General features: G+C 70.2%; 17 protein-coding genes. 10 read left to right on the top strand and 7 right to left on the bottom strand.

The window, feature by feature from the left end:
* Positions 1-44: 44 nt before the first annotated feature.
* Positions 45-3,620 (top strand): ThuA domain-containing protein, encoded by a 3,576-nt coding sequence (locus HTZ77_RS24730; RefSeq protein ID WP_205303344.1) that lies wholly within the window; start codon positions 45-47, stop codon positions 3,618-3,620.
* Positions 3,621-3,684: 64 nt separating this feature from the next.
* Here the strand turns inward: HTZ77_RS24730 and HTZ77_RS24735 are convergent, their stop codons facing one another.
* Positions 3,685-4,896 (bottom strand): cytochrome P450 family protein, encoded by a 1,212-nt coding sequence (locus tag HTZ77_RS24735; RefSeq protein WP_175592048.1) that lies wholly within the window; start codon positions 4,894-4,896, stop codon positions 3,685-3,687.
* Between the two features lie 215 nt (positions 4,897-5,111).
* Here HTZ77_RS24735 and HTZ77_RS24740 point away from each other — a divergent pair, with 215 nt between their 5' ends.
* From HTZ77_RS24740 to HTZ77_RS24750, 3 genes are all read left to right on the top strand, one after another.
* On the top strand, positions 5,112-6,728 hold the full coding sequence (locus tag HTZ77_RS24740; RefSeq protein ID WP_175592049.1) for a CAP domain-containing protein: 1,617 nt from the start codon (positions 5,112-5,114) through the stop codon (positions 6,726-6,728).
* Between the two features lie 184 nt (positions 6,729-6,912).
* Entirely contained in the window at positions 6,913-7,965 is a 1,053-nt protein-coding gene (locus tag HTZ77_RS24745) for an RNA polymerase sigma factor (protein ID WP_175592050.1), read from the top strand.
* 40 nt (positions 7,966-8,005) lie between these two features.
* The gene (locus HTZ77_RS24750; RefSeq protein ID WP_328808747.1) at positions 8,006-8,437 is read left to right on the top strand and encodes an RICIN domain-containing protein; all 432 of its coding nucleotides are present in this window, start codon (positions 8,006-8,008) and stop codon (positions 8,435-8,437) included.
* Between the two features lie 26 nt (positions 8,438-8,463).
* On the opposite strand, the gene HTZ77_RS24755 is transcribed toward HTZ77_RS24750, so the two are convergent.
* From HTZ77_RS24755 to HTZ77_RS24780, 6 genes are read right to left on the bottom strand one after another with little or no spacing between them, the layout of a single operon-like run.
* A complete protein-coding gene (locus HTZ77_RS24755; RefSeq protein WP_175592051.1) occupies positions 8,464-9,297 on the bottom strand; it encodes a sugar phosphate isomerase/epimerase family protein in 834 nt (277 codons plus the stop codon).
* Positions 9,298-9,333: 36 nt separating this feature from the next.
* Positions 9,334-10,542: an ABC transporter substrate-binding protein gene (locus HTZ77_RS24760; protein WP_175592052.1), complete on the bottom strand. Its 1,209-nt coding sequence runs from the start codon at positions 10,540-10,542 to the stop codon at positions 9,334-9,336.
* The gene (locus HTZ77_RS24765; protein ID WP_175592053.1) at positions 10,529-11,479 is read right to left on the bottom strand and encodes an ABC transporter permease; all 951 of its coding nucleotides are present in this window, start codon (positions 11,477-11,479) and stop codon (positions 10,529-10,531) included. Before HTZ77_RS24765 ends, HTZ77_RS24760 begins: the two co-directional genes overlap by 14 nt.
* Positions 11,476-12,489: an ABC transporter permease gene (locus tag HTZ77_RS24770; RefSeq protein WP_175592054.1), complete on the bottom strand. Its 1,014-nt coding sequence runs from the start codon at positions 12,487-12,489 to the stop codon at positions 11,476-11,478. The genes HTZ77_RS24765 and HTZ77_RS24770 overlap by 4 nt, the downstream gene beginning before the upstream one ends.
* Positions 12,490-13,920, bottom strand: coding sequence for a sugar ABC transporter ATP-binding protein (locus tag HTZ77_RS24775; protein WP_175592202.1), 1,431 nt, complete (start codon positions 13,918-13,920; stop codon positions 12,490-12,492). It abuts the gene before it with no gap.
* A 2-nt stretch (positions 13,921-13,922) separates the two neighbouring features.
* Complete coding sequence (locus HTZ77_RS24780; protein ID WP_175592055.1) at positions 13,923-15,017, bottom strand: Gfo/Idh/MocA family protein; 1,095 nt, start codon at positions 15,015-15,017, stop codon at positions 13,923-13,925.
* 117 nt (positions 15,018-15,134) lie between these two features.
* On the opposite strand from HTZ77_RS24780, the gene HTZ77_RS24785 reads away from it, so the two are divergent.
* From HTZ77_RS24785 to HTZ77_RS24810, 6 genes are all read left to right on the top strand, one after another.
* On the top strand, positions 15,135-16,328 hold the full coding sequence (locus tag HTZ77_RS24785; RefSeq protein ID WP_407940543.1) for an ROK family protein: 1,194 nt from the start codon (positions 15,135-15,137) through the stop codon (positions 16,326-16,328).
* Between the two features lie 130 nt (positions 16,329-16,458).
* Entirely contained in the window at positions 16,459-17,610 is a 1,152-nt protein-coding gene (locus tag HTZ77_RS24790) for an inositol-3-phosphate synthase (RefSeq protein WP_175592056.1), read from the top strand.
* Positions 17,607-18,482 (top strand): SCO3242 family prenyltransferase, encoded by an 876-nt coding sequence (locus HTZ77_RS24795; protein WP_175592057.1) that lies wholly within the window; start codon positions 17,607-17,609, stop codon positions 18,480-18,482. The genes HTZ77_RS24790 and HTZ77_RS24795 overlap by 4 nt, the downstream gene beginning before the upstream one ends.
* Positions 18,479-19,417: a sugar phosphate isomerase/epimerase family protein gene (locus HTZ77_RS24800; protein WP_328808748.1), complete on the top strand. Its 939-nt coding sequence runs from the start codon at positions 18,479-18,481 to the stop codon at positions 19,415-19,417. Before HTZ77_RS24795 ends, HTZ77_RS24800 begins: the two co-directional genes overlap by 4 nt.
* Positions 19,407-19,868, top strand: coding sequence for an EboA domain-containing protein (locus HTZ77_RS24805; protein WP_205303354.1), 462 nt, complete (start codon positions 19,407-19,409; stop codon positions 19,866-19,868). The genes HTZ77_RS24800 and HTZ77_RS24805 overlap by 11 nt, the downstream gene beginning before the upstream one ends.
* The gene (locus tag HTZ77_RS24810; RefSeq protein ID WP_175592059.1) at positions 19,868-20,710 is read left to right on the top strand and encodes a TatD family hydrolase; all 843 of its coding nucleotides are present in this window, start codon (positions 19,868-19,870) and stop codon (positions 20,708-20,710) included. The genes HTZ77_RS24805 and HTZ77_RS24810 overlap by 1 nt, the downstream gene beginning before the upstream one ends.
* Positions 20,711-20,712: the final 2 nt, after the last annotated feature.

Consider the following 20,712-nt stretch of genomic DNA (forward strand, 5'->3'; position numbering starts at 1 on the left):
ACCCCAGGAGAATGACCTTGCGAAGGTTACTCACCGTCCTCGTCATGCCCATGCTCTTATTCGCCCTGTCCGCGGGCCCCGCCGCCCAGGCGGGCGCATCGGCGCAGAAGACCCGCACGGCCGCGGCCAAGTTCCGCGCCCTGCTGTTCACCGAAGGCGGGAACGCCTGGCACAGCGCCGCCCTGCCGGCCGGCATCAAGATGGTGCAGGAACTGGCCGCCGCCAACGACTTCGAGGTGGTGCAGTCCGACGACTCGTCGGTGTTCAACGACGCCAACCTCGCCACGTACAACGTGCTGATCATGCTGCAGAACTACGGCATGGTCTGGGACAACGACGCCCAGCGGCAGGCGCTGGAGAAGTTCGTCGACTCGGGCAAGGGCGTCGTGGCCATCCACAACGCCGTCGACATGGAGATCGACAGCCAGTACCCCTACTGGGACAACCTGGTCAACGGCGGCTCGCACATGCCGGGGCATGCCGCCAACGGCCAGCAAGCGCAGGTCACGGTCGCCGACCGGGTGCATCCCTCCACCAAGAAGCTGCCGGAGCAGTGGACGCACACGGAGGAGTGGTACAACTTCGCCCCCAACCCGCGCGGCAAGGTGCACGTGCTGATGACCGTGAACGAGAAGACCTACAACCCCGGCCAGTACGCGATGGGCGTCGACCATCCGATCTCCTGGTGCCGTCAGGCCGGCGCCAAGGGAGAGGCCCGGGTGTGGGCGACCGCGCTGGGCCACAACGCCGCCGCGTACTCCGATGCGAACTTCCGCGAGCACGTGCGCGGCGGCATCATGTGGGCCGGCGGCGCCGAGCAGGGCGACTGCGGCGGCACGGTCGAGTCCAAGTTCCAGAAGGTCCCCCTGGACACCAACGTCACCAAGCCGAAGAACCTCGACATCACTCCCGACGGGCGGGTCTTCTTCACCGAGAAGGCAGGCACGGTGAAGCTGATCCATGATCACAACGGCCAGTACGAAACGCACATCGCGGCCAAGCTGAACGTCTATTCCGGAGGTGAGGACGGACTGAACGGCATCGCGTTCGACCCTGGCTTCACCACCAACAAGTGGGTGTACCTCTTCTACGCGCCCGCCGGCACCGAGGAGATCAACCGGGTCTCCCGGTTCAAGGTCAACGGGGACACCATCGACCTGGCCACCGAGCAGAAGATCATCGATGTCCCCAACTATCGCACCACCGACGAGCCCGGCCACACCGGTGGAGCCCTGGTGTTCGGCCCGGGCGGCAACCTGTACATCGGCACCGGCGACGACGTGAACCCCGGGGGCGAGTCCGGCGGTTACGCGCCGATCGACGAACGGACCGGCCGCTGGCGCTTCGACGCCCAGCGAACCGCTGCCAACACCAACAGCCTGAGCGGCAAGATCCTGCGGGTCAAGCCCAAGGCCGACGGTCCGGGCTACGACATCCCGCCGGGCAACATGTTCCCGCCCGGCACCGACAAGACCCATCCCGCGATCTACGCCATGGGCTTCCGCAACCCGTACCGCTTCGCCGTCGACCCGGTCACCGGCTGGATCTCCGTGGGGGAGTACGCCCCCGACGCGAGCGCGTCCAACCCCAGCCGCGGACCGGCGGGCATCGTCGAATGGAACCTGGTCAAGGGGCCCGGCAACTACGGCTGGCCCTACTGCATCGGCAACAACGTGCCGTACAACGACTACGACTTCGCGACGAAGCAGAGCGGGGCGAAGTTCGACTGCTCCGCCCCGGTCAACAACTCCCCGAACAACACCGGGTTGACGACCCTGCCCGCCGCCAAGCCCGCGAATCTCTGGTACGGCGGCGGCACCACGGACTTCCCCGAGATGGGCGCCTCGGGCGGCCTGGCCCCGATGAGCGGCCCGTTCTACCACTACGACGCGGCCAACCCCTCGGAGCGCAAGTTCCCCGAGTACTACGACAAGGCGGTGTTCTTCTTCGAGTGGAGCCGCAACTACATCAAGGAGTTCAGGCTCGGCTCCACCGGCACCCTGCTGCAGGTCGACCCGTTCGTCGCCAAGCCCGGCCCGCAGGCGCCGCACGACATGAAGTTCGGCCCTGACGGCGCGATGTACCTCCTCGAATGGGGCAGCGGCTGGGCGGACAGCCAGTCGGGCGGCGGCATCTACCGGATCGAGTACGTCGCGGGGAACCGCTCACCCGTGGCCAAGGCGACCGCCACCCCCGACAGCGGCAAGGCGCCGCTCACCGTCGCCTTCTCCTCGGCCGGCTCCTCCGATCCCGAGGGCAGCGCGATCACCTATGCCTGGGACTTCGACGGCAACGGCACGACCGACTCCACCGCCGCGAACCCCAGCCACACCTACGACACCAACGGCACCCCCAGCGCCCGGCTGACCGTCAAGGATCCCGAGGGGAAGACGGGCAGCATCACCGTGCAGATCACCGTCGGCAACACCCGGCCCACCGTGAAGATCACCTCGCCGCCGATGGGCGGACATGCGGCGATCGGTGACCTGATGTCCTACGCGGTCACCGTCACCGACCCCGAGGACGGCACGATCGACTGCTCCAAGGTCAAGGTGACGTTCGCGTCAGGGCACGGGGAGAGCCCCGGCAAATGGCACGCGCACGACATAGGCTCCGCGAGCGGCTGCACCGGATCGGTCACGCTCTCCGACTTCCACCAAGGGGACCTCGGCGTCGACGGCTTCTTCTCCATGGAGGCGACCTACGTCGACAGCGGCGGGTTGAACGGCTCGACGTTCGCCAACGTCCGGTGGAAGCACCAGCAGGCGGAGTTCTTCGACAGCAGCCAGGGGATCAAAACCGTCAACCAGCAGGGCGCCGAGGGCGGCAAGCGCATCGGCGGCATCAGCGACGGCGACTGGATCGCCTTCGACGACCGGAACATGACCGGACTCGACTCGGTCTCCTTCCGAGTCTCCTCGCCGAGCGACAGCGGCGGCTCCGTCGAACTGCGTGCGGATTCGCCGACCGGCCCGCTGATCGCCTCGACCCCGGTGCCGTCCACCGGCGGCTGGGACACCTATGTGTCGCTGCCGGCCGTGAAGGTCACCGACCCCGGCGGGACCCACAAGCTCTACGCGGTCTTCAAGTCCCCGGGCGCGGATCCGTTCGACCTGGACTCGTTCACCTTCAACGGCAAGGGCGTCGCCTCGGGGTCCGGCACCGGCCTCCCGGCCGGCACCTACACCATCACCGCCCAGCACAGCGGCAAGAACGTGACCACGGAGGGCGCGTCGACCGCCGACAACGCCAAGATCGTCCAGATGGGGTCCACGAGCGATCCCATCCAGCGGTGGCAGGCGGTGCCACTGGCGGGCGGCGGCTACCAGCTCAAGAACGCCGGCAGCGGCAAGTGCCTGGACGTCCCGAACGGCTCGACCACGAACGAGACCCAGCTGGTCCAGTGGACGTGTCACGGCGCGACCGCCCCGGACCTGAAGAACCAGCGCTTCACCGTGAATCCCACGATCGAGGCGGGCGTCTACACGATCACGCCGTCCTTCAACGGACTGTGCGTCGATGTCAAGTGGGTGAGCCAGGCCGACGGCTTCCCGGTGATCCAGTACACCTGCGTGAACAGCGCCCCCAACCAGAAGTTCCGTTTCACCAAGGTCGGCTGATCCCGACCGCCGACCGGCTCCACGGAGCCGGTCGGCCCCCGCCCGGCCGGCTGCGTCCACCGGGTCAGCGGAGCCGTACCGGAAGCGACTCCAGACCCCGCACGATGCCGCCGTTGTGGCGCCATCTCAACTCCTCCGGCGGGCAGGCGAGGGCGAGGCGGGGGAAGGCCGAAAGGAGCGACCCGAACGCGATCCGACCTTCCAGGCGGGCCAGCGGGGCGCCGACGCAGAAGTGGATGCCGTGCCCGAACCCCAGGTGGCGGTGGTTCCCCCGGGTGATGTCCAGCCGATCGGGCTCCGGGAACACGGCGGGGTCGTGGTCGGCGGCACCGAGCGAGACGTGCACCACGCTCCCCTTGGGGATCGGGGTGCCGGTGATCTCCAGGTCCTCCATCGCGATGCGGATCATCGCGCGGTCCACCGGCCCGTCGTAGCGCAGGAACTCCTCGATCGCCGACGGCAGCAGCTCGGGCCGGGCACGGAGCAGGGCGAGCTGTCCGGGATGGCGCAGCAGGGCGAGCACGCCGTTGCCGATCAGGTTCACGGTCGTCTCGTGTCCGGCGATGAGCAGCAGCGACAGCGTCGACAGCAGCTCGTCCTCGGTGAGCAGGGTGTCGTCGTCACGGACCGTGATGAGGGCGCTCACCAGATCGTCCTGGGGCGCCGCGCGCCTGTCGGCGATGACGGCCCGGAAGTAGTCCCGCATCGCGTGCGCGGCCTCCCTGCGCTCGCGCCTGGCCTCCTCCGAGAGGCCCGGGGTGATCAGTCGGCCGGACAAGGCGCGGAAGTCCGCACGATCCGCGGCCGGCACGCCGAGCAGCTCGCAGATCACGATGATGGGCAGGGGCAGGGCGAACTCGTCGATCAGCTCGGCCTCGTCCTTCACCGCCATCGTCGCGATGAGCTCCCGGGTGATCTGCTCCACGCGGGGGCGCAGGCCCTCCACGCGCCGCGCCGTGAACGCCTTGGAGACCAGGCGCCGCAGCCGGGTGTGGTCAGGCGGGTCGACGGTCAGCATCGTGGGGCTGAACACGATGTCGCCGCCTTCGGCGAGCTCACGATAGTAGTCGCCGGCGTTGCGCAGGTCCTTGGACAGCCGGGGGTCGTTGAGCAAGGCCCGGCCGTGCTCGTAGTCGAGGACCAGGAAGCCGCCGACGCCCGGGGGCATGTCGATGGGGTGCACCGGGCCCTGCTCGCGGAGCGAGGCGTACACCGCGTACGGGTCGGCGCCGAACTCGGGGGAGAACAGGACCCCCAGGGGCAGTCTCGCGGACATGGAGATCTCCTCGGCCAGACCACTGCGACCGCCGACGACGTATACGCGGATGGTATGGCGGAGTTCTGTCGATGGTCAAGCAAAACGTGCTCTCTGGTCGGCTTAATGCAAGAGCTCACGAAGCCGCGTAATCCACTCCTGCGAACGGACTCCTTCCTGGTGAGAACGCTTGGGACGCAAGTGACGTTCCACGACAGACCAAGGAGTTCCCCCCGTTGAACCGCATCATCGCTGCCGGTGGCGTCCTCGCGACCGTCGGCCTGCTGTCCTCGACGTTCATCTCCCCGGCCCACGCCGCTCCCGGCGGAGCCCCCGTGTCCGGAGAGCCGATCGCCGCCAAGGGCGCCTATGACGTCGTCTCGTTCTGGCTGGCCGGCAACGCCAAGGCCCTGAGGGACGCCGAGGAGTACCACCCGGACTACAAGGTGGACACCCACACCGCCCGGCTGAAGTCCACGGGCGCTCCCGCGGCCGACGGCAAGCCCGGCGTCGTCCCCGCGATCGGCGACGAGAAGACGAAGACCGCCAGAGTCCGTAACATCAACCTGCCCAAGACCGTGGGCAAGGTGTTCTTCGTCCGTGACGGCAAGTCGTACTACTGCTCGGCCACCTCCGTGCAGTCCAAGTACCGCAACCTGGTGGCGACCGCCGGCCACTGCGCCTACGACACCGACGACGACGGTCACGTCCTCGACCACTGGATGTTCGTCCCTGGTTACTACCAGGGCAAGGCCCCGTACGGCGTCTACGCCGCCAAGCAGGCCTTCACCCACCACGACTTCGACGTGTACGAGGACTTCGACCGCGACTACGCGTTCGTCTCGGTGTACAACGGGCTCACGATCAAGCTGATCAACGAGTGCAGCAAGGCCCAGTACGACGCCTACGACGGCCCGAAGTGGTCCCACAACGGCAAGTGGTACTACGCCGCCCTGCAGGACGCCGGTCGCCTGGGCGACGCCGTCGGCGGTCAGGGCTTCGCCTACAACATCACGCCGGGCAAGAAGGTCTACGCGTTCGGCTACCCGGCCGGTGAGCACCCTGACGGTGACAAGCCCTACACCGGCCTCACCCCGAAGTGGCTCTACGGCGCGACGGGCACGACCGTGGTCGACCCCGCCTTGAAGATCGAGGAGCAGATCGCCGTCAAGGGCGCGGTCACCCACGGCTTCGACGGAGGGCCCTGGCTGCTGAAGTACAGCAACACCAAGCGCCTCGGCTACGTCAACGGTGTCACCTCCACCTTCATCGACGCCGACAAGAACGGCCGCTACGACCAGATCGGCTCCCCGTTCTTCGACGGGGAGACCAACGGCGTCTACGCCGCCGCCGCCAACGTCTGGTCCGGCAGCATCCTGCCCAAGAACCTGAAGGTGCCGACCCCCACGGCGTCACCCACCCCCACGGCGTCACCCACCACCACGACGGCCCCGCCGTCATCGGGAACGGTCGGCACGCCGGAGGAGAACGAGGTCGTCCGCCTGGTCAACGCCGAGCGGGCCAAGGGCGGCTGCAAGCCGCTCGCGCACGACCCGCAGTTGCGCGCCGCCGCCTTCGGCCACTCCGACGACATGGCCAGGCAGAACTACTTCAGCCACGAGTCCAAGGACGGCCGCACCTTCGGGGACCGCGCCAAGGGGGCAGGGTTCACCGGATTCGCCACAGGTGAGAACATCGCCATGGCTCAGTTGACCGCCGCCCAGGTGATGGAGCGCTGGATGAACAGCCCCGGCCACCGCGACAACATCATGAACTGCCAGGCCACCCTGATCGGCGTCGGCATCGCCCACAACCACCCGAAATACTGGACGCAGGTCTTCGGCACCAAGTAACCCTGCCCGAGCCGGGCGCGTAGGCGGCTCAGCTCGCCGAAAATCTTCCGGTAAGTCCGTAATCCACACGGGTGACGCGACTCCCTACTAGTGGTGCACGGAGCCCGGTCGGCGACGACCGCCAAGGGCATCGCCGTGACGCCGCCGCGCCGAGTCTCGGAGGGACGCACACATTCTTGATCAGATGACGGAAGGCGGTACGTGCGAGGACGCGGCCCTGACCCAGCGGGTCAGGGCCGGCGACAGCCATGCCGCCGCCGAGCTGTACGAGCGGCATCACGCGGCTGTCCTCGCCTTCGCCCGCCGCCTGTCCCCGGATCCGAACGCGGCGGAGGACCTGGCCAGCGAGGCGTTCACCCGAACTCTGCGTACCGTCCGCACAGGGGCGGGAGGCCCGTCGGGTGGGTGGCGTCCCTATCTGTACGCGGTGGTACGCAACACAGCGGTCGAATGGGCGCGGATCGATCAACGTCTCATCCTGACGGACGAGTTCACGGCCGAGGCGTTCGCCGATCTGCCGGCGGCGGAGCCCGAGATCGCCGACGATCTCGTCGTCCGCGCCTACCGCTCGCTGCCGCCGCGCTGGCAGACCGTGCTGTGGCACACCCTGATCGAGGAGGAGGACCCCGAGCAGGTCGCACGCATCCTCGGCATCACTCCCGGCAATGTGAGCGTGCTCGCCTTCCGCGCACGCGAAGGGCTGCGTAAGGCATACCTGGCCGCTCATGTCGCGGCCGGCTCGCCCGAGTGCCGGAGTTTCGCCGACCGGATGGCGGCGGCGGTCCGCAAGCCGGGCGGCCGCATGCCCCGCGCGTTGCGCGCGCATCTCGACACCTGCCCAAGCTGCGCACGGGCGCTCGTCGAACTGCGCGACCTCAACTCCACGCTGCGGGCCGCCCTGCCGATCGTGCTGCTGCCGCTCGCCCTGGGGAAGGCCACCACGGCGAAGGGGGCCGCCGGCCTGTCAGGCTGGGCGATCCCGGCGATGACGGCTGCGGCGGCGACCGCTGCCGTAGCGCTCGCCTTGACCCTGCCACCGGAGCCCGTGCCCTCGCCGGCCCCCCCATCCACAGGCGTCCGCGGCGTCGACGTGGAAGGCATCACCGTCATCCACGCCCACGCCGAAGCCGACCCCCAAGCCGAAGGACACGCTGAAGTCGGACGCGGTGTCCACGGCGAGGAGGGCCTCACGCACGCTGATCGCCGATCCGGACCGATGCGCCGAGAAGGCGCATGACCGGGTCGTGGCTCGGTCATGCGCCACCCCGCGTCACGCCGTGACGACCGCCACGGCCCTGCCGGAGCCGATGACTCTGGGCACCGATCCCGTCGCGGCGAGCGCCCTGCGCAGTGTCGCCACCCAGCTGTGTCTCGATGTGCCCGAGGGCCGCCGCGACGACGTCGGGCAGCTCTGGGTCTACAGCTGCAACGGCACGAGCGCCCAGCAGTGGACCAGGACGTCCACCGGCCAGATCACCGTCTACGACGGCCTGAAGTGCCTGGGGGCCACGGAGTCGGGCACGGCCGACGGCACCGCGGTCGGCATTCACGACTGCGACGGCGGAGATCACCAGAGGTGGGCCTTCCGTTCCGACGGCACGATCCGCGGAGTCGCCTCAGGCTTGTGCCTGGACGTGGACGTGCCCAGCTCCCGGGTCCAGCTCTGGTCCTGCCACGACGGCGACAACCAGAAGTGGCAGGCGATCTGACGAGGCCCCGGCTGCCCGGCCGGCCGTCAGAGGGTGCGCAGGTAGGCGAGGCCGTCGACGGCCAGCGCGTCCTGGCTCCCGGCGAGCGGCCGCCAGATGGAGGCCGCGGTGGCGATGGTCTGGTTGTGCGCGGTGAAGGACTCGATGACCAGCGGCCCGTCATAGCCGGCGTCGAGCAGGGCACGGGTGAAGCCGGGCCAGTCGAAGCGGTCGGCCCCCGGGGTGCCGCGGTCGGTGCCGCACACCTGCACGTGCGCGATCCGGCCGGCCGCGGCCCGGACCGCCTGGGCGGGGTCCTTCTCCTCGATGTTCAGATGGTAGGTGTCGAGTGCCAGCCGGCAGTCCTCGGGCAACGCGTCGAGGGCCTGCTCGACGGTGTTGATGAGGCTGGTCTCGTACCGGTTGAGCGGCTCGACCGCGAGCGTGATCCCGCGGCCGGCCGCGTGGTCCAGGACGGGCCGCAGGTTCTCGCGCAGTTCGGCGTAGGCCGCATGGCGCTCGTCGGGTGACAGCCGCCAGGTACGGCCGACCGAGGCGTACGCCGGCCCCCCGATCGTCGGGGAGCCGACGGTCACCGCCACGTCGACGCAGTGCCGCAGGTAGTCCTGGGTGTCGCGGACCGTCTGCGGAGAGGCGGACACGAGCTCGCGCCCGGGCGGCATGACCAGCACCACGGACGCGGCCAGCCCATGCTCGGCCAGCACCGCCGCGGCCTTGCCGGGGTCCCAGTCACCCGGCTGCTCGACCGGCAGCTCGATGACGTCGAAGCCCCACCCCGCGATCCGTGGCGCGAGCCGGACCAGCTCGTCGTCGGTGAGCGGGGAGACCCAGACCCAGGTGTTCACTCCGATGGAGAACATGCGTCCCTCTTCGTCATCGGTCGGTGGAAGGGGCGGTCAGCTCTTCTTCCCGCCCCAGGCCTCCGGGAACCCGGGGAGGGTTTCGCAGCCGCACAGCGCGTAGTGCAGCGGCGGCATGTTCGGCTTCAGGTAGGTCGACAGGTTCTCCGAGGTGACCTTCGGCTGCGGCAGGTTCCACGCCTTGGGCACCTCCTCGCCCTTGAGGATCTTCAGCGCGGCGATGACCGGCGTACGCCACTGGTAGGTCGGGTAGGTCGGCGCGACGGCGGTGAGGTTGGCGTCCTTCCACTTCTGCAGGAAGTCCTGCTGGTCCTCGCCGTTGATCGGCGGAACCGGCAGGCCCGCGTCCTCGAACGCCTCGATCGCCGCCACCGCCGTGGCCCCCGCGTCCATCCACACGCCGTCGATCTTGCCGTACCGCTGGATGTAGTCGCTGACGATGCTCTTGGTCTTGGCCGCGTCGCCGTCGGTGAACTCCACCCCCACGACCTGGACCTTGCTCTTGTCGAACGTCATCTTCGCCGCCGACCAGCGGGTCTCCAGCACGTCCACCCCGGGCAGGATGCGCAGCGCGAGGACCTTCCCGCCGGCCGGCACCTTCTCGACCAGGAACTCGGCGGCGTCGGCGCCGAAGGCGTAGCCGCCGATGGGCTTGATGAACGTCACCGGGCAGTCGGTCTCCACGCCCCGGTCGAACACGATGACGGGCACCTTCCCGCACGCCGCCGTCACGGCCGGGGTGAGCGTGGCCGTGGTGTTGGGCGAGACGATCAGCGCGTCACAGCCCTTGGCCTGCAGCTCGGCGATGTCGGAGATCTGCTTGTCGTCCTTGCCCTCGGCGTCCAGGGTGGTGAACTTGGTGATCTCCTTGTGCAGGCCGACCTCGGCCTGCATGGTCTTCCAGCCGACCTGCCGCCACGGGTTGTTGACCGCGGCGTTGGAGAAGCACAGGTGGTACGGTCCGTCCTTCTTGTACTTGGCGGTGTCGGCCATCCTCGGGGCTATGGCCTGCTCCCACGGCTTGTCCGCGGGACCCTGCGGGGCCTGGGCGCGCATGGCGAGCTGCGCGTCGAAGTCCGCCTGCACGAAGAACTTCGACTGCTCGCCCGTGCCCGAGCCCTCGGCACTCCGACTGGCGCTCGAGGTGGGTGCGGCGGGCTGGGTGGTGGCCGTCGGCTTGTCGGTGGTGCAGCCCGCGACGACGAGCACGGCGAACACGGCGACTGTCGCCTTATGACGCGGCATGTGCGTCTCCTTTTCGGGGGGTGAACATCCGGGGCAGGTGGACGGCTCCCGCCGCCACCGCGGCGATGATGATGACGCCCTGCACGGTGAACTCCAGCGCTCCCGAGATCCCGTACAGGTTGAGCAGCGTGAACAGGGCCTCCAGCGTGAAGGCCCCGGCCATGGCGGCGAGCACGGAGCCGCGGCCGCCGCCGAGCACCACGCCGCCGAGCACGACCGCGGTGATGGCGGAGAACTCCAGTCCCTGACCCACCTGGGCCGAGACGCCGGCGAACCCGCCGAGCAGGATCGCCGCGACGGCCGCGGCCAGGCCGGAGAGCATGAACGCGATGATCTTGGCCCGGTCGACGCGGACCCCGGACAGCGCTGCGGCGCGCTCGTTGTCGCCGGTGGCGATGAGGGTCTTGCCGAAGTCGGCCCGCATGAGCCAGATCGCCGCCGCGCCCACGGCCAGCAGGATCAGCACCGACCACGGCACCGGTCCGAGCCCGCCGCGGCCGAAGGCACGGAAGCCCTCCGACAACGCGCCGCGCGGCGCGCCGCCGGTCCACAGGAACACGGCTCCGGACAGGATGAGCAGCATGCCGAGCGTCACGATGAACGACGGCACCCGCAGCTTGGTGGTGACCACGCCGTTGACCAGCCCCACGAGCAGCCCGATGACGATCAGCAGGGCGATGACCGGCCACGTGGCGGATCCGTCGCCGTCGATGAGCCGCGCGGCGATCACGACCTCGGCCGTCACCAGCGAGCCGACCGACAGGTCGAACTCGCCGGAGACGATGACGAAATACTGCCCGGCGGCCAGGATCACCAGCGGAGCGGCCCGCTTGAGGAACGCCAGGAACCCGGCGGGCTCCAGGAAATGGGGGTTGGCGATGGCGATCGCGGCCAGCAGCACCATGAGGACCGCGAGGATCGGAAGGGTCCGCTTCATACTGACCGCCCCTTGATACGCCGGGCGTAGACGGCCACCGCGACGACGATGACCACGCCGCGGACCACGTCCTTGACGAAGGAGTTGACCTCGAGCTGGTTGAAGATGGTGTCCAGGACGGCCAGCAGCAGGACCCCGCCGACCGTCCCGGACACGCCTCCCTTGCCGCCGGCCAGCGCGGTCCCGCCGAGCACGACCGCGGCGATGGACTCCAGGTCGTAACCGCCGTCGGTGCCGACCGTGGGCGCGCCGGCGCCGAGCCGGCTGGCCAGCAGCAGCCCCGCGATTCCGGCGCAGACCGAGCAGAGCACGTGCGTGAGCACGATGGCCCGGCCGGTGCGGATCCCGGACAGCCGGGCGACCTCCTCGTTCCCGCCGACCGCGTAGACGCGGTAGCCCAGCCGGGTCCTGCTCAGCAGGAACCAGGCCACGACCGCCACGCCGGCCCAGAGCACAGCGGAGACGGGGATCGGCCCGATCCGGGAGTAACCGAGCAGCTGGAACGACTCGGGCACCTTGCCCGCCGGGCCGTCGTACAGGTGATCGACGACGCCCTTGATGATGAGGGCGACGCCGAGCGTCGCGATGAAGGCGTGGACCCGGAGCCTCGTGATGACCAGCCCGTTGACCAGCCCCACCAGCGCGCTGACGCCGAGCACCGCGGCGACCGCCGGCAGGACGTTCCCGTCCCGGCCCGCCATGATCTCCGCCGCGACCAGCGAGGTCAGGCTGATCAGGTAGGCCACGGACAGGTCGAGCGACCCGGCCAGGATCGCCAGCGTCTGCCCGATCGCCACGATGCCCAGCGCCGCCGAACGCTGCTGGATCCCGACGACGCTCTCCATGGTCAGGAACTGGCCTCCGTCGAGCGCGACGAGGACCCAGCCGAGGGCGATCAGAGCGAGCAGCGCGAGGAACACCACCTGCGTGGGCTCACGTAACCGGGCCGCCAGGCCGCCTCGTGCCTCGCTGCGGGGAGCGGGACGGCGGGCGCGTGAGAGCGTGTTCATTCAGGCCACCTCTCCCGCGGCCAGGCGCATGATGGCCTCCTCGGAGGGGGCGGCCGGCAGCGTGCCGGCGATCCGGCCGTCCCGCAGGACGACCATGCGATCGCTCATGCCGATGAGCTCGGGCAGCTCGGAGGAGATCATCATGATGGCCATGCCGTCGTCGGCCAGCTCGCGCATCAGGTCGTGAATGGCGGCCTTGGCGCCGACGTCGACGCCCCGGGTCGGTTCGTCGAACAGCAGCACGCGCGGCGCCATCGTCATCCACTTGGCGAGCACGACCTTCTGCTGGTTGCCCCCGGACAGGTAGCGGACCTCCTGTTCCTGACGCGGAGGCGAGAGACGTACCCGTTCGAGCAGGTCGCGGACGCCGTCGCGGCTTCTGGCGCCCACCGCGCGGGCCACCAGCAGAGCGTTGTCGCGCACCGACTGGCGCAGAGCGAGCCCTTCGGCCTTGCGGTCCTCGGTCACGAGGCCGATGCCCAGGGCCACGCCTTCCCGGACCGAGCGCGGGCGGGAGGGGGTCATCTCACCCGTGGTGAACGGTTCCGCGCCGAAGATCGCCTTGGCGAGTTCCGACCTGCCGGATCCCTGCAGGCCCGCGAGGCCCACGATCTCCCCGGCCCGTAACTCCAGGTCGATGTCGTGGAGCTTGTGGTTACCGGCTCGGCGCAGGCTGAGCCGTGCCTCGCCGATCGCGGACGACCGTGGCGGAAAGTAGGTGCCGAGATCGCGGCCGACCATCAGCCTGATCAGCTCGTCGGAGGACACCTCGCTGATCGGGACCGTGGTGACGAGCGCGCCGTCCTTGAGCACGGTGACCCGGTCGGCGAGGTCGAACACCTCCCGCAGGCGGTGGGAGATGTACACGACGGCGACGCCGCGCTCCCGCAGCCGCCCGATCAGCTCGTAGAGCAGCTCGACCTCGTGCTCGGCGAGCGCCGCGCTGGGCTCGTCCATGACGACGAGCCGGGCGTTCACCGACAGCGCCTTGACGATCTCCACCACCTGCTGCTGGGCCACCGACAACCGCTTGACGGCATCACGAGGGCCGAAGGAGTCCTCGCCCAGCTCGTCGAGCAGCCGCGCGGTCGCCTCCTCCATCGCCGCCCGGTCGACCAGGCCGCGCCGGACCGGCTCGCGCCCCAGGAAGACGTTCTCGGCGACGGTTCGCTCGGGCAACAGGTTGAACTCCTGGTAGATGATCGCGATGCCCGAACGTTGCGCGTCGAGGGGGTGGCCGAAGGAGACCGGCCGCCCGTCGATCTCGACGGTGCCGTCGTCCGGCGGGTGCACCCCACAGATGATCTTCATGAGGGTGGATTTGCCGGCTCCGTTCTCGCCGACGACGGCGTGGACCTCACCGGCCGTCACCTCGAGGTCGATTCCGGAAAGCACCCGCACGCCGAGGAAGCTCTTGCCGATGCCGCGCATGCTCAGCACTCCGTCCACCTCCCGGTCCGCGCCGAGGTGAGGACGGCCTCGCAGATCGCGGCCGCACGGGCCCCGTCCGCGAACACCGGCAACCCGTCGCGGTGCTCGCCGCGGAACGCGGCGTAGGTGTCGGCGACGAAGGCGTCGAAGCAGTCGTGGTAGCCCTGCGGGTGTCCGGCCGGGAGGGGCGAATAGGACCGGGCCGCCTCCGACAGGATCGCCGGGTCGCGCATGAGCGTCCGTGATCCGTCGCGATCGCCGACCCAGAGCAGCTCGGGCTGTTCCTGGTCGAAGGCGAGGCTCGCCTCGGTGCCGGAGATCTCGAGGAACAGGCGGTTCTTGCGGCCGGGGGAGACCTGGCTGGTGGCGAGTGTGCCGACGGCGCCGGAGGCGGTCCGGAACTGGACGGTGGCCATGTCCTCCGTCACGACGGGCGCGTTCGTCGCCCGCCTGGACTGGACGATGGCGGTCTGCGCGCAGACGCTGACGATGCGGTCTGCGGTGACGAACTCCGCCAGGTCGCACCAGTGGGAGCCGATGTCGGCGAACGCCCTGCTGGGCCCGCCGAGCTCGGGGTCCACCCGCCAGTTGTCGTCGTCCGAGCGGAGCAGCCAATCCTGGAGATAGCTTCCCTGGATCAGGCTGATCCTGCCGATGTCGCCGCGGGCGACCCGCTGCCGGGCCTCCCTGACCATGGCGTGGAAGCGGTACACGAAGGGCACCGTCGCGACCAGTCCCGCCTCGGCCGCCCGGCCCGCCATGAGTGCGGCGGTCATCGCGTCGCCGGCCAGGGGTTTCTCGCAGACGACGGCCAGCCCGGCCGACAGCGCCTTGAGGACGAACGGCGCGTGGAGATGGTTGGGGGTGCAGATGTGCACCAGATCGATCTCGCCCGACTCGATGAGCTCGTCGGCGGAGGCGAAGGCCCTGGCGGCGCCCAGCCCGGCCTGCTGCGCCTTCTCCCATCGCGACCCGGCCACCCCGGCGATGACAGCCCCGGCCGCGCGTGCGGCGCGGGCATGCACCCGGCCCATGAAACCGGTGCCGACGATCCCTACCCGCGGAGCATCGTCCGGTTTCCGGCTTATGTCCTTCATGTTGCTGGATGCTAGATCGCACTTATGACGAGGGTCAAGCAAAAGTTTAAGCGTAAATGGCATAATGGCGGATGAGGGATCATAGGAAGTGTGTATCGCCCGACGGATGGAGCGCTGTTGACTGAGAGCATGCTGACCGGCACAAGCACCGCGGCGGCCGGAGCGGGGGCTCTGCTCTCGATCCTGCGTGACGGGCAGGCCCGCACCCGCGCCGAGCTGGTCGAGCTCACCGGCCTGGCGCGGTCCACGGTCTCCCTCCGCCTCGACGCACTGCTGAGTCAGCGCTGGGTGGTGCCGGGCGATGACGTGATCTCCTCGGGCGGTCGCCCCGCGACGGCGTTCACCTTCAACAAGAGTGCGCGGATCGTGCTCGCGGCCGACCTGGGGGCGACGCACGCCCGGCTCGCCGTGACCGACCTCGCGGCCACGACGCTGGCCGAGCGCGAGGCCGAGATGCCCATCGGCCGCGGTCCGGAGGCCGTCCTGACCTGGCTCGTGGACACCTTCCGCGAGCTCCTCGACGAGTGCGGCCGGCGTCTGGCCGACGTGTGCGGCGTCGGCGTCGGGCTGCCCGGGCCGGTGGAGCATGACACCGGCAAGCCGGTCAACCCGCCGATCATGCCCGGCTGGGACGGCTTTCCGGTGCCCGACTGGCTCGGCGCCCGGCTCGGTGTCCCCGTGCTGGTCGACAATGACGTGAACATGATGGCGCTGGGTGAGTACTGGGCCGGACGCTCTCAGGTCGAGCACCTCGTCTACGTCAAGATCGGCACCGGCATAGGGTGCGGCATCATCAGCGGCCGCCGCCTGCACCGCGGTGCGCAGGGCGCGGCGGGTGACATCGGCCATATCCGGGTGCCCTCGTCCGACGAGAACGTGGCGTGCCGCTGCGGCAACATCGGCTGCCTGGAGGCGGTGGCGGGCGGCGCGGCACTGGCCGCGCGCCTGCGCGCGGCGGGCCACGAGACCGCCGACACCCGCGACGTCGTACGTCTGGTGCGGGCCGGCAACACCGAGGCCATCCAGATGATCCGGCAGGCCGGCCGGGAGGTCGGCGTCGTCCTGGCCTCCATCGTGAACTTCTTCAACCCCGCCATGATCCTGATCGGCGGCGACCTCGCGGGAGCGGGCGAGCACCTGCTCGCGGGGCTTCGAGAGGTGATCTACAGCAGGTCCCTGCCCCTGGCCACCCAGCATCTGAGCGTTCGCGTCAGCGAGCTCGGCGACCGGGCGGGGGTGGTCGGCGCGGCGGTGATGATCATCGAGCACATGTTGTCGCCCGAGGCCGTGGACCAGGCGTTGTCGGCCTGATCGGCGCCGCTTACGGCGAATTTCGGCAGACTTATGCTTGACCATCGATAAAAGGACTCTTACGATCCGCGTAATCGCATACCGGTATGTCCACTCCATACCGGTATACGCGGAATGAACAGGAGTCCCCATGCGCAAGCTCGGTGTCTGGTTCATCGGAGCACGCGGATCCGTGGCGACCACCGCGACCGTCGGCGCCGCGGCGGTCAAGTCGGGCACGTCACCGCCCCAGGGATGTGTCACCGAGTCTCCCGACTTCCCGGTGGGGCTGGTTCCGATCGCCGACCTGGTGTTCGGCGGCCATGACATCACTGAATGCCCCTTACGGAAGCGCGCGGAACAGCTGAGCAGGGCGGGAGTGGTGCCGGCGGGCCTGCCCGGACTGCTCGCCCAGGAGCTCGACGCCGCCGACGCGGAGATCAGACGGGGCCATGTTCCCGGCGACGGCACCCAGGAGGCGGCCGCGGCCCGCCTGGCCGGCGACATCGCCGGCTTCCGCGACCGGCACCGGCTCGCCCGGGTGGTCGTCGTCAACGTCTCGTCGACCGAGCCCCCCGCCGCCCCACGCCCGGAGTTCCAGCACCTGGCCGCCCTCGAAGAGCGGCTCGCCGCGGGCGACGACGTGCTGCCGACAAGCTCGCTCTACGCCTACGCGGCGTTCCGCGCCGGCTGCGGCTACGTGGAGTTCACCCCGTCGACCGGCCCTGCCCTGCCGGCCTTGGCCGAGCTCGCCGAGTTGCGGGCCCTGCCGTATGCGGGGCGCGACGGGAAGACCGGCGAGACCCTGGTCAAGAGCGCGCTCGCGCCCATGTTCGCGCAGCGGTCGCTGCGGGTCCGCTCGTGGTCCGGGCTCAACCTTCTCGGCGGGGGAGACGGAGCCACCCTCGCCGACCCCGCGGCCCGATCGAGCAAGACGCTCTCCAAGGAACGGGCCGTCGCCGGCATCCTCGGCACCCCCGTCGAAGGAGAGACGCACATCGACTACGTCGAGGATCTCGGGGAGTGGAAGACCGCCTGGGACCACGTGACCTTCGAGGGGTTCCTCGGCGTGCGCATGAGCCTCCAGTTCACCTGGCAGGGTTGCGACTCGGCGCTCGCCGCGCCGCTCGTCCTGGATCTGGCCCGGTTGGTGGCCCGCGCACACGAGTGCGGGCGGTACGGCGTGCTGGCGGACCTCGCCTTCTTCTTCAAGGACCCGCTGGGCACGGATGAGCACGCCCTCGCCGCCCAGTACGCCCGGCTCCACGCGTTCGCCGCGGACCTGGCCGGGGACGCCTCGTGAAGGCGCTGCTCGAACTGGTCCGGGCCCCCGCCGCGCTCTCGGTGCCGGGGGACATGATGGCCGGGGCCGCCGCCGCCGGGCGGCGCGCCGCACCCGGGCTGGCCCTGTCCTCGGTGCTCGTCTACTGGGCGGGCATGGCGCTCAACGACTGGGCCGACCGCGAGGCCGACGCCGCCGAACGGCCGGAGCGCCCCATCCCCTCGGGCCGGGTGCGCCCGGGCACCGCACTCGGCATCGCGGCCGGGCTGACCGGCACGGGGCTGATCGCCGCCGCGGTGTCCGGGGGGCGCCGTGCCCTGGGAGTGGCGGGCTTGCTGGCCGGTGCGGTGTGGGCGTACGACCTGGGACTCAAACGGACGCCGCTGGGGCCGGTCACCATGGCGACCTGCCGCGCGTTGGACGTGCTCCTCGGCGCCGGCCCGCAGGTCAGGGCCGCCGCTCCGATGGCGCTGGCGATCGGCGCGCACACCTACGGCATCAGCATCCTCGGCCGGGCCGAGGTGGCCGGGGCGACGGTGAAGACCGTGCGCGGCGCTCTCGCCGCCAGCACCGCCGCGGCCGGTCTGGCGGCTGTGTCCTGCCTGCGTGACGGCTCCTCCTCCAGCGGCTCCTCCTCCAACGGCGCCGCCGCGCGGGCGGGCGCCGCGCTTCTTCTCGCCGGCCATCTCGCCGCGACCATCCCGGCCCAGGCCCGATTACGCGCCCGCCCCGATCCAGAACAGGTACGCAAAGCCGTCCAGGCGAGCATTCTCGGCCTGATCCCGCTGCAGGCGGCGGCGGTGGCGGGGCGCGGACGGCTGCCGGCGGCGGGAGCGCTGCTCGGCGCGCTGCCCGCGGGCAGGTGGCTCTCGGCCCGGATGGCCACGTCGTGATCGGGACCGGCGGACAGGGGCGGCCCCTGAACTGGGCCTACTGCACCAACGGATTCTCCGGCCACCGACTCCACGAGGCTCTCGACCTCCTGTCCGAGCTGGGCTACACGGGCGCCGCCATCACCCTGGACCACGGCCATCTCGATCCCTACGCTCCCGGATTGAGCGCCCAGGTGAGCCGGATCGCGGGGCTGCTCGACCGGCTCGGCATGAACGCGGTCATCGAGACGGGCGGGCGCTACACCCTGGACCCCCGGCGCAAGCACCATCCCACCCTCATCAGCGACGGCGCCGACCGCCGTGCCGGGTTCCTGAACCAGGCCATGCGGGTCGCCGCCGACCTGGGCGCCCCCGTGGTGCACCTGTGGAGCGGGATCCGGCCCGAGGACCTGCCGGAGGAAGCGGCGTGGGCCCGGCTGGCCCGCCAGTGCGAGGGGCTCCTCGCCACGGCCGACCGCCTCGGCGTCACGCTCGGATTCGAGCCCGAACCCGGAATGCTCGTGGAGGACCTGAGCGGATTCGAGAGGCTGAGTGCCATGCTCGGCGGTCACCCCCGTCTCGGGCTCACCCTCGACGTCGGGCACTGCCGCTGCCTGGAGCCGGACGACCCGCCCGCCTGCGTCCGGCGAGCGCTGCCGTATCTCGTGCATGTGCAGATCGAGGACATGCGCCGAGGCGTCCACGAGCATCTGGAGTTCGGCGAGGGCGAGATCGACTTCCCGCCGGTGCTGGCCGCGCTGGCCGGCTACCGGGGACAGGTGGCCGTGGAGCTCGCCCGGCACTCCCACGCGGCGCCACAGGTCGCCCGCCGATCCATCGCCTTCCTGAGGAAGGCGCACGACGAACTCGGTGAGAAAGGAGCAGGTCGGCATGGGCGAGATCGGGCCGAGGGCGGGGGAGTGGCTGGCGTGGGCACTGTCGCGGGTGGAGGCTGACCATGGCGCGGTCCACCTGCTCTTCCCCCAGGCTGAACGGCGGGGCGGCACCGGTGCGCGGCGCGCGCTGCTCGCGGCCCTGCACGCCGACGAGGCGACGATACGGACGCTCTACGAGCGCGGCGACACCGGTGAACGGCTGACGATCCTGACCGCCCTGCCCGAGCTCGGCCTCGGCGCGGCGGCGATCCCACTGGTCGAGGACGCGCTGCGCACCAACGACGCGCGGCTGGTGGCCGCGGCCCTCGGGCCGTACGGCGCGCGGTGGCTCGACGACCACGCCTTCCGCCAGGGCGTGCTCAAGTGCGTCTTCATGGAGATCCCGCTGGCCTCCGTCTCCGGCCTCGACCGGCGGACCGACGCGGAGCTGACGCGCATGCTGTCGGACTACGCGACCGAGCGGCGGGCGGCCGGACGCCCGGTTCCCCACGACATCCTGGAGAGGATCTGATGCGCATCTTCGACCCGCACATCCACATGACCTCCCGGACCACCGACGACTACCAGCGGATGCACGACGCCGGGGTCCGCGCAGTGGTCGAACCGGCCTTCTGGCTGGGCCAGCCCCGCACCAACATCGGCAGCTTCCTCGACTATTTCGACGCGCTGCTCGGCTGGGAACCGTACCGGGCCGCCCAGTACGGCATCCGCCACCACTGCGCGCTCGCGCTCAACCCGAAGGAGGCCAACGACCGGCGCTGCGCGGAGGTGCTGGCCGAACTGCCGCGATACCTGCTCAAAGACTCCGTCGTCGCGGTCGGCGAGGTCGGATACGACTCGATGACCCCCGAGGAGGAACGCGCCTTCGAGGCCCAGCTCGCGATGGCGGCGGAGAACGACCTCCCGGTCCTGGTCCACACCCCGCACCGCGACAAGGTCGCGGGAAGCCGCCGCAGCCTCGACGTCGTCAAGGCCGCGGGCATGCCGCCCGGACGGGTGCTCGTCGACCACCTCAACGAGCCGACCGTCGGCCTGGTCGCCGATTCGGGTTGCTGGATGGGATTCTCGATCTACCCCGACACGAAGATGGATCCCGGCCGGATGGTGGCGATCCTCAAGGAGTACGGCACCGCCAGGATGCTGGTGAACTCGGCCGCCGACTGGGGGCGCAGCGATCCCCTGAAGACCCGCGAGGTCGGCGACGCCATGCTCGCGGCCGGCTTCGGCCAGGACGAGGTGGACCAGGTGCTCTGGCACAATCCGGTCGCCTTCTACGGGCAGAGCGGCCGGCTCGATCTGGGGACCGGCTCAGCCGGCCTCGACTACGCCGGCAACACGATCAGACGGGGATGACG

Origin of the sequence: Nonomuraea montanisoli, from assembly GCF_013363975.1 — a bacterium.
GTDB classification, from domain to species: domain Bacteria; phylum Actinomycetota; class Actinomycetes; order Streptosporangiales; family Streptosporangiaceae; genus Nonomuraea; species Nonomuraea montanisoli.

What these genes read in the sequence shown, in the direction of transcription:
- HTZ77_RS24745 (WP_175592050.1), top strand. Translation starts at nt 6,913, where the DNA reads ATGACGGAAGGCGGTACGTGCGAGGACGCGGCCCTGACCCAGCGGGTC.
- HTZ77_RS24810 (WP_175592059.1), top strand. Translation starts at nt 19,868, where the DNA reads ATGCGCATCTTCGACCCGCACATCCACATGACCTCCCGGACCACCGAC.
- HTZ77_RS24780 (WP_175592055.1), bottom strand. Translation starts at nt 15,017, where the DNA reads ATGAAGGACATAAGCCGGAAACCGGACGATGCTCCGCGGGTAGGGATC.
- HTZ77_RS24775 (WP_175592202.1), bottom strand. Translation starts at nt 13,920, where the DNA reads ATGCGCGGCATCGGCAAGAGCTTCCTCGGCGTGCGGGTGCTTTCCGGA.
- HTZ77_RS24755 (WP_175592051.1), bottom strand. Translation starts at nt 9,297, where the DNA reads ATGTTCTCCATCGGAGTGAACACCTGGGTCTGGGTCTCCCCGCTCACC.
- HTZ77_RS24770 (WP_175592054.1), bottom strand. Translation starts at nt 12,489, where the DNA reads ATGAACACGCTCTCACGCGCCCGCCGTCCCGCTCCCCGCAGCGAGGCA.
- HTZ77_RS24730 (WP_205303344.1), top strand. Translation starts at nt 45, where the DNA reads ATGCCCATGCTCTTATTCGCCCTGTCCGCGGGCCCCGCCGCCCAGGCG.
- HTZ77_RS24765 (WP_175592053.1), bottom strand. Translation starts at nt 11,479, where the DNA reads ATGAAGCGGACCCTTCCGATCCTCGCGGTCCTCATGGTGCTGCTGGCC.
- HTZ77_RS24735 (WP_175592048.1), bottom strand. Translation starts at nt 4,896, where the DNA reads ATGTCCGCGAGACTGCCCCTGGGGGTCCTGTTCTCCCCCGAGTTCGGC.
- HTZ77_RS24790 (WP_175592056.1), top strand. Translation starts at nt 16,459, where the DNA reads ATGCGCAAGCTCGGTGTCTGGTTCATCGGAGCACGCGGATCCGTGGCG.
- HTZ77_RS24760 (WP_175592052.1), bottom strand. Translation starts at nt 10,542, where the DNA reads ATGCCGCGTCATAAGGCGACAGTCGCCGTGTTCGCCGTGCTCGTCGTC.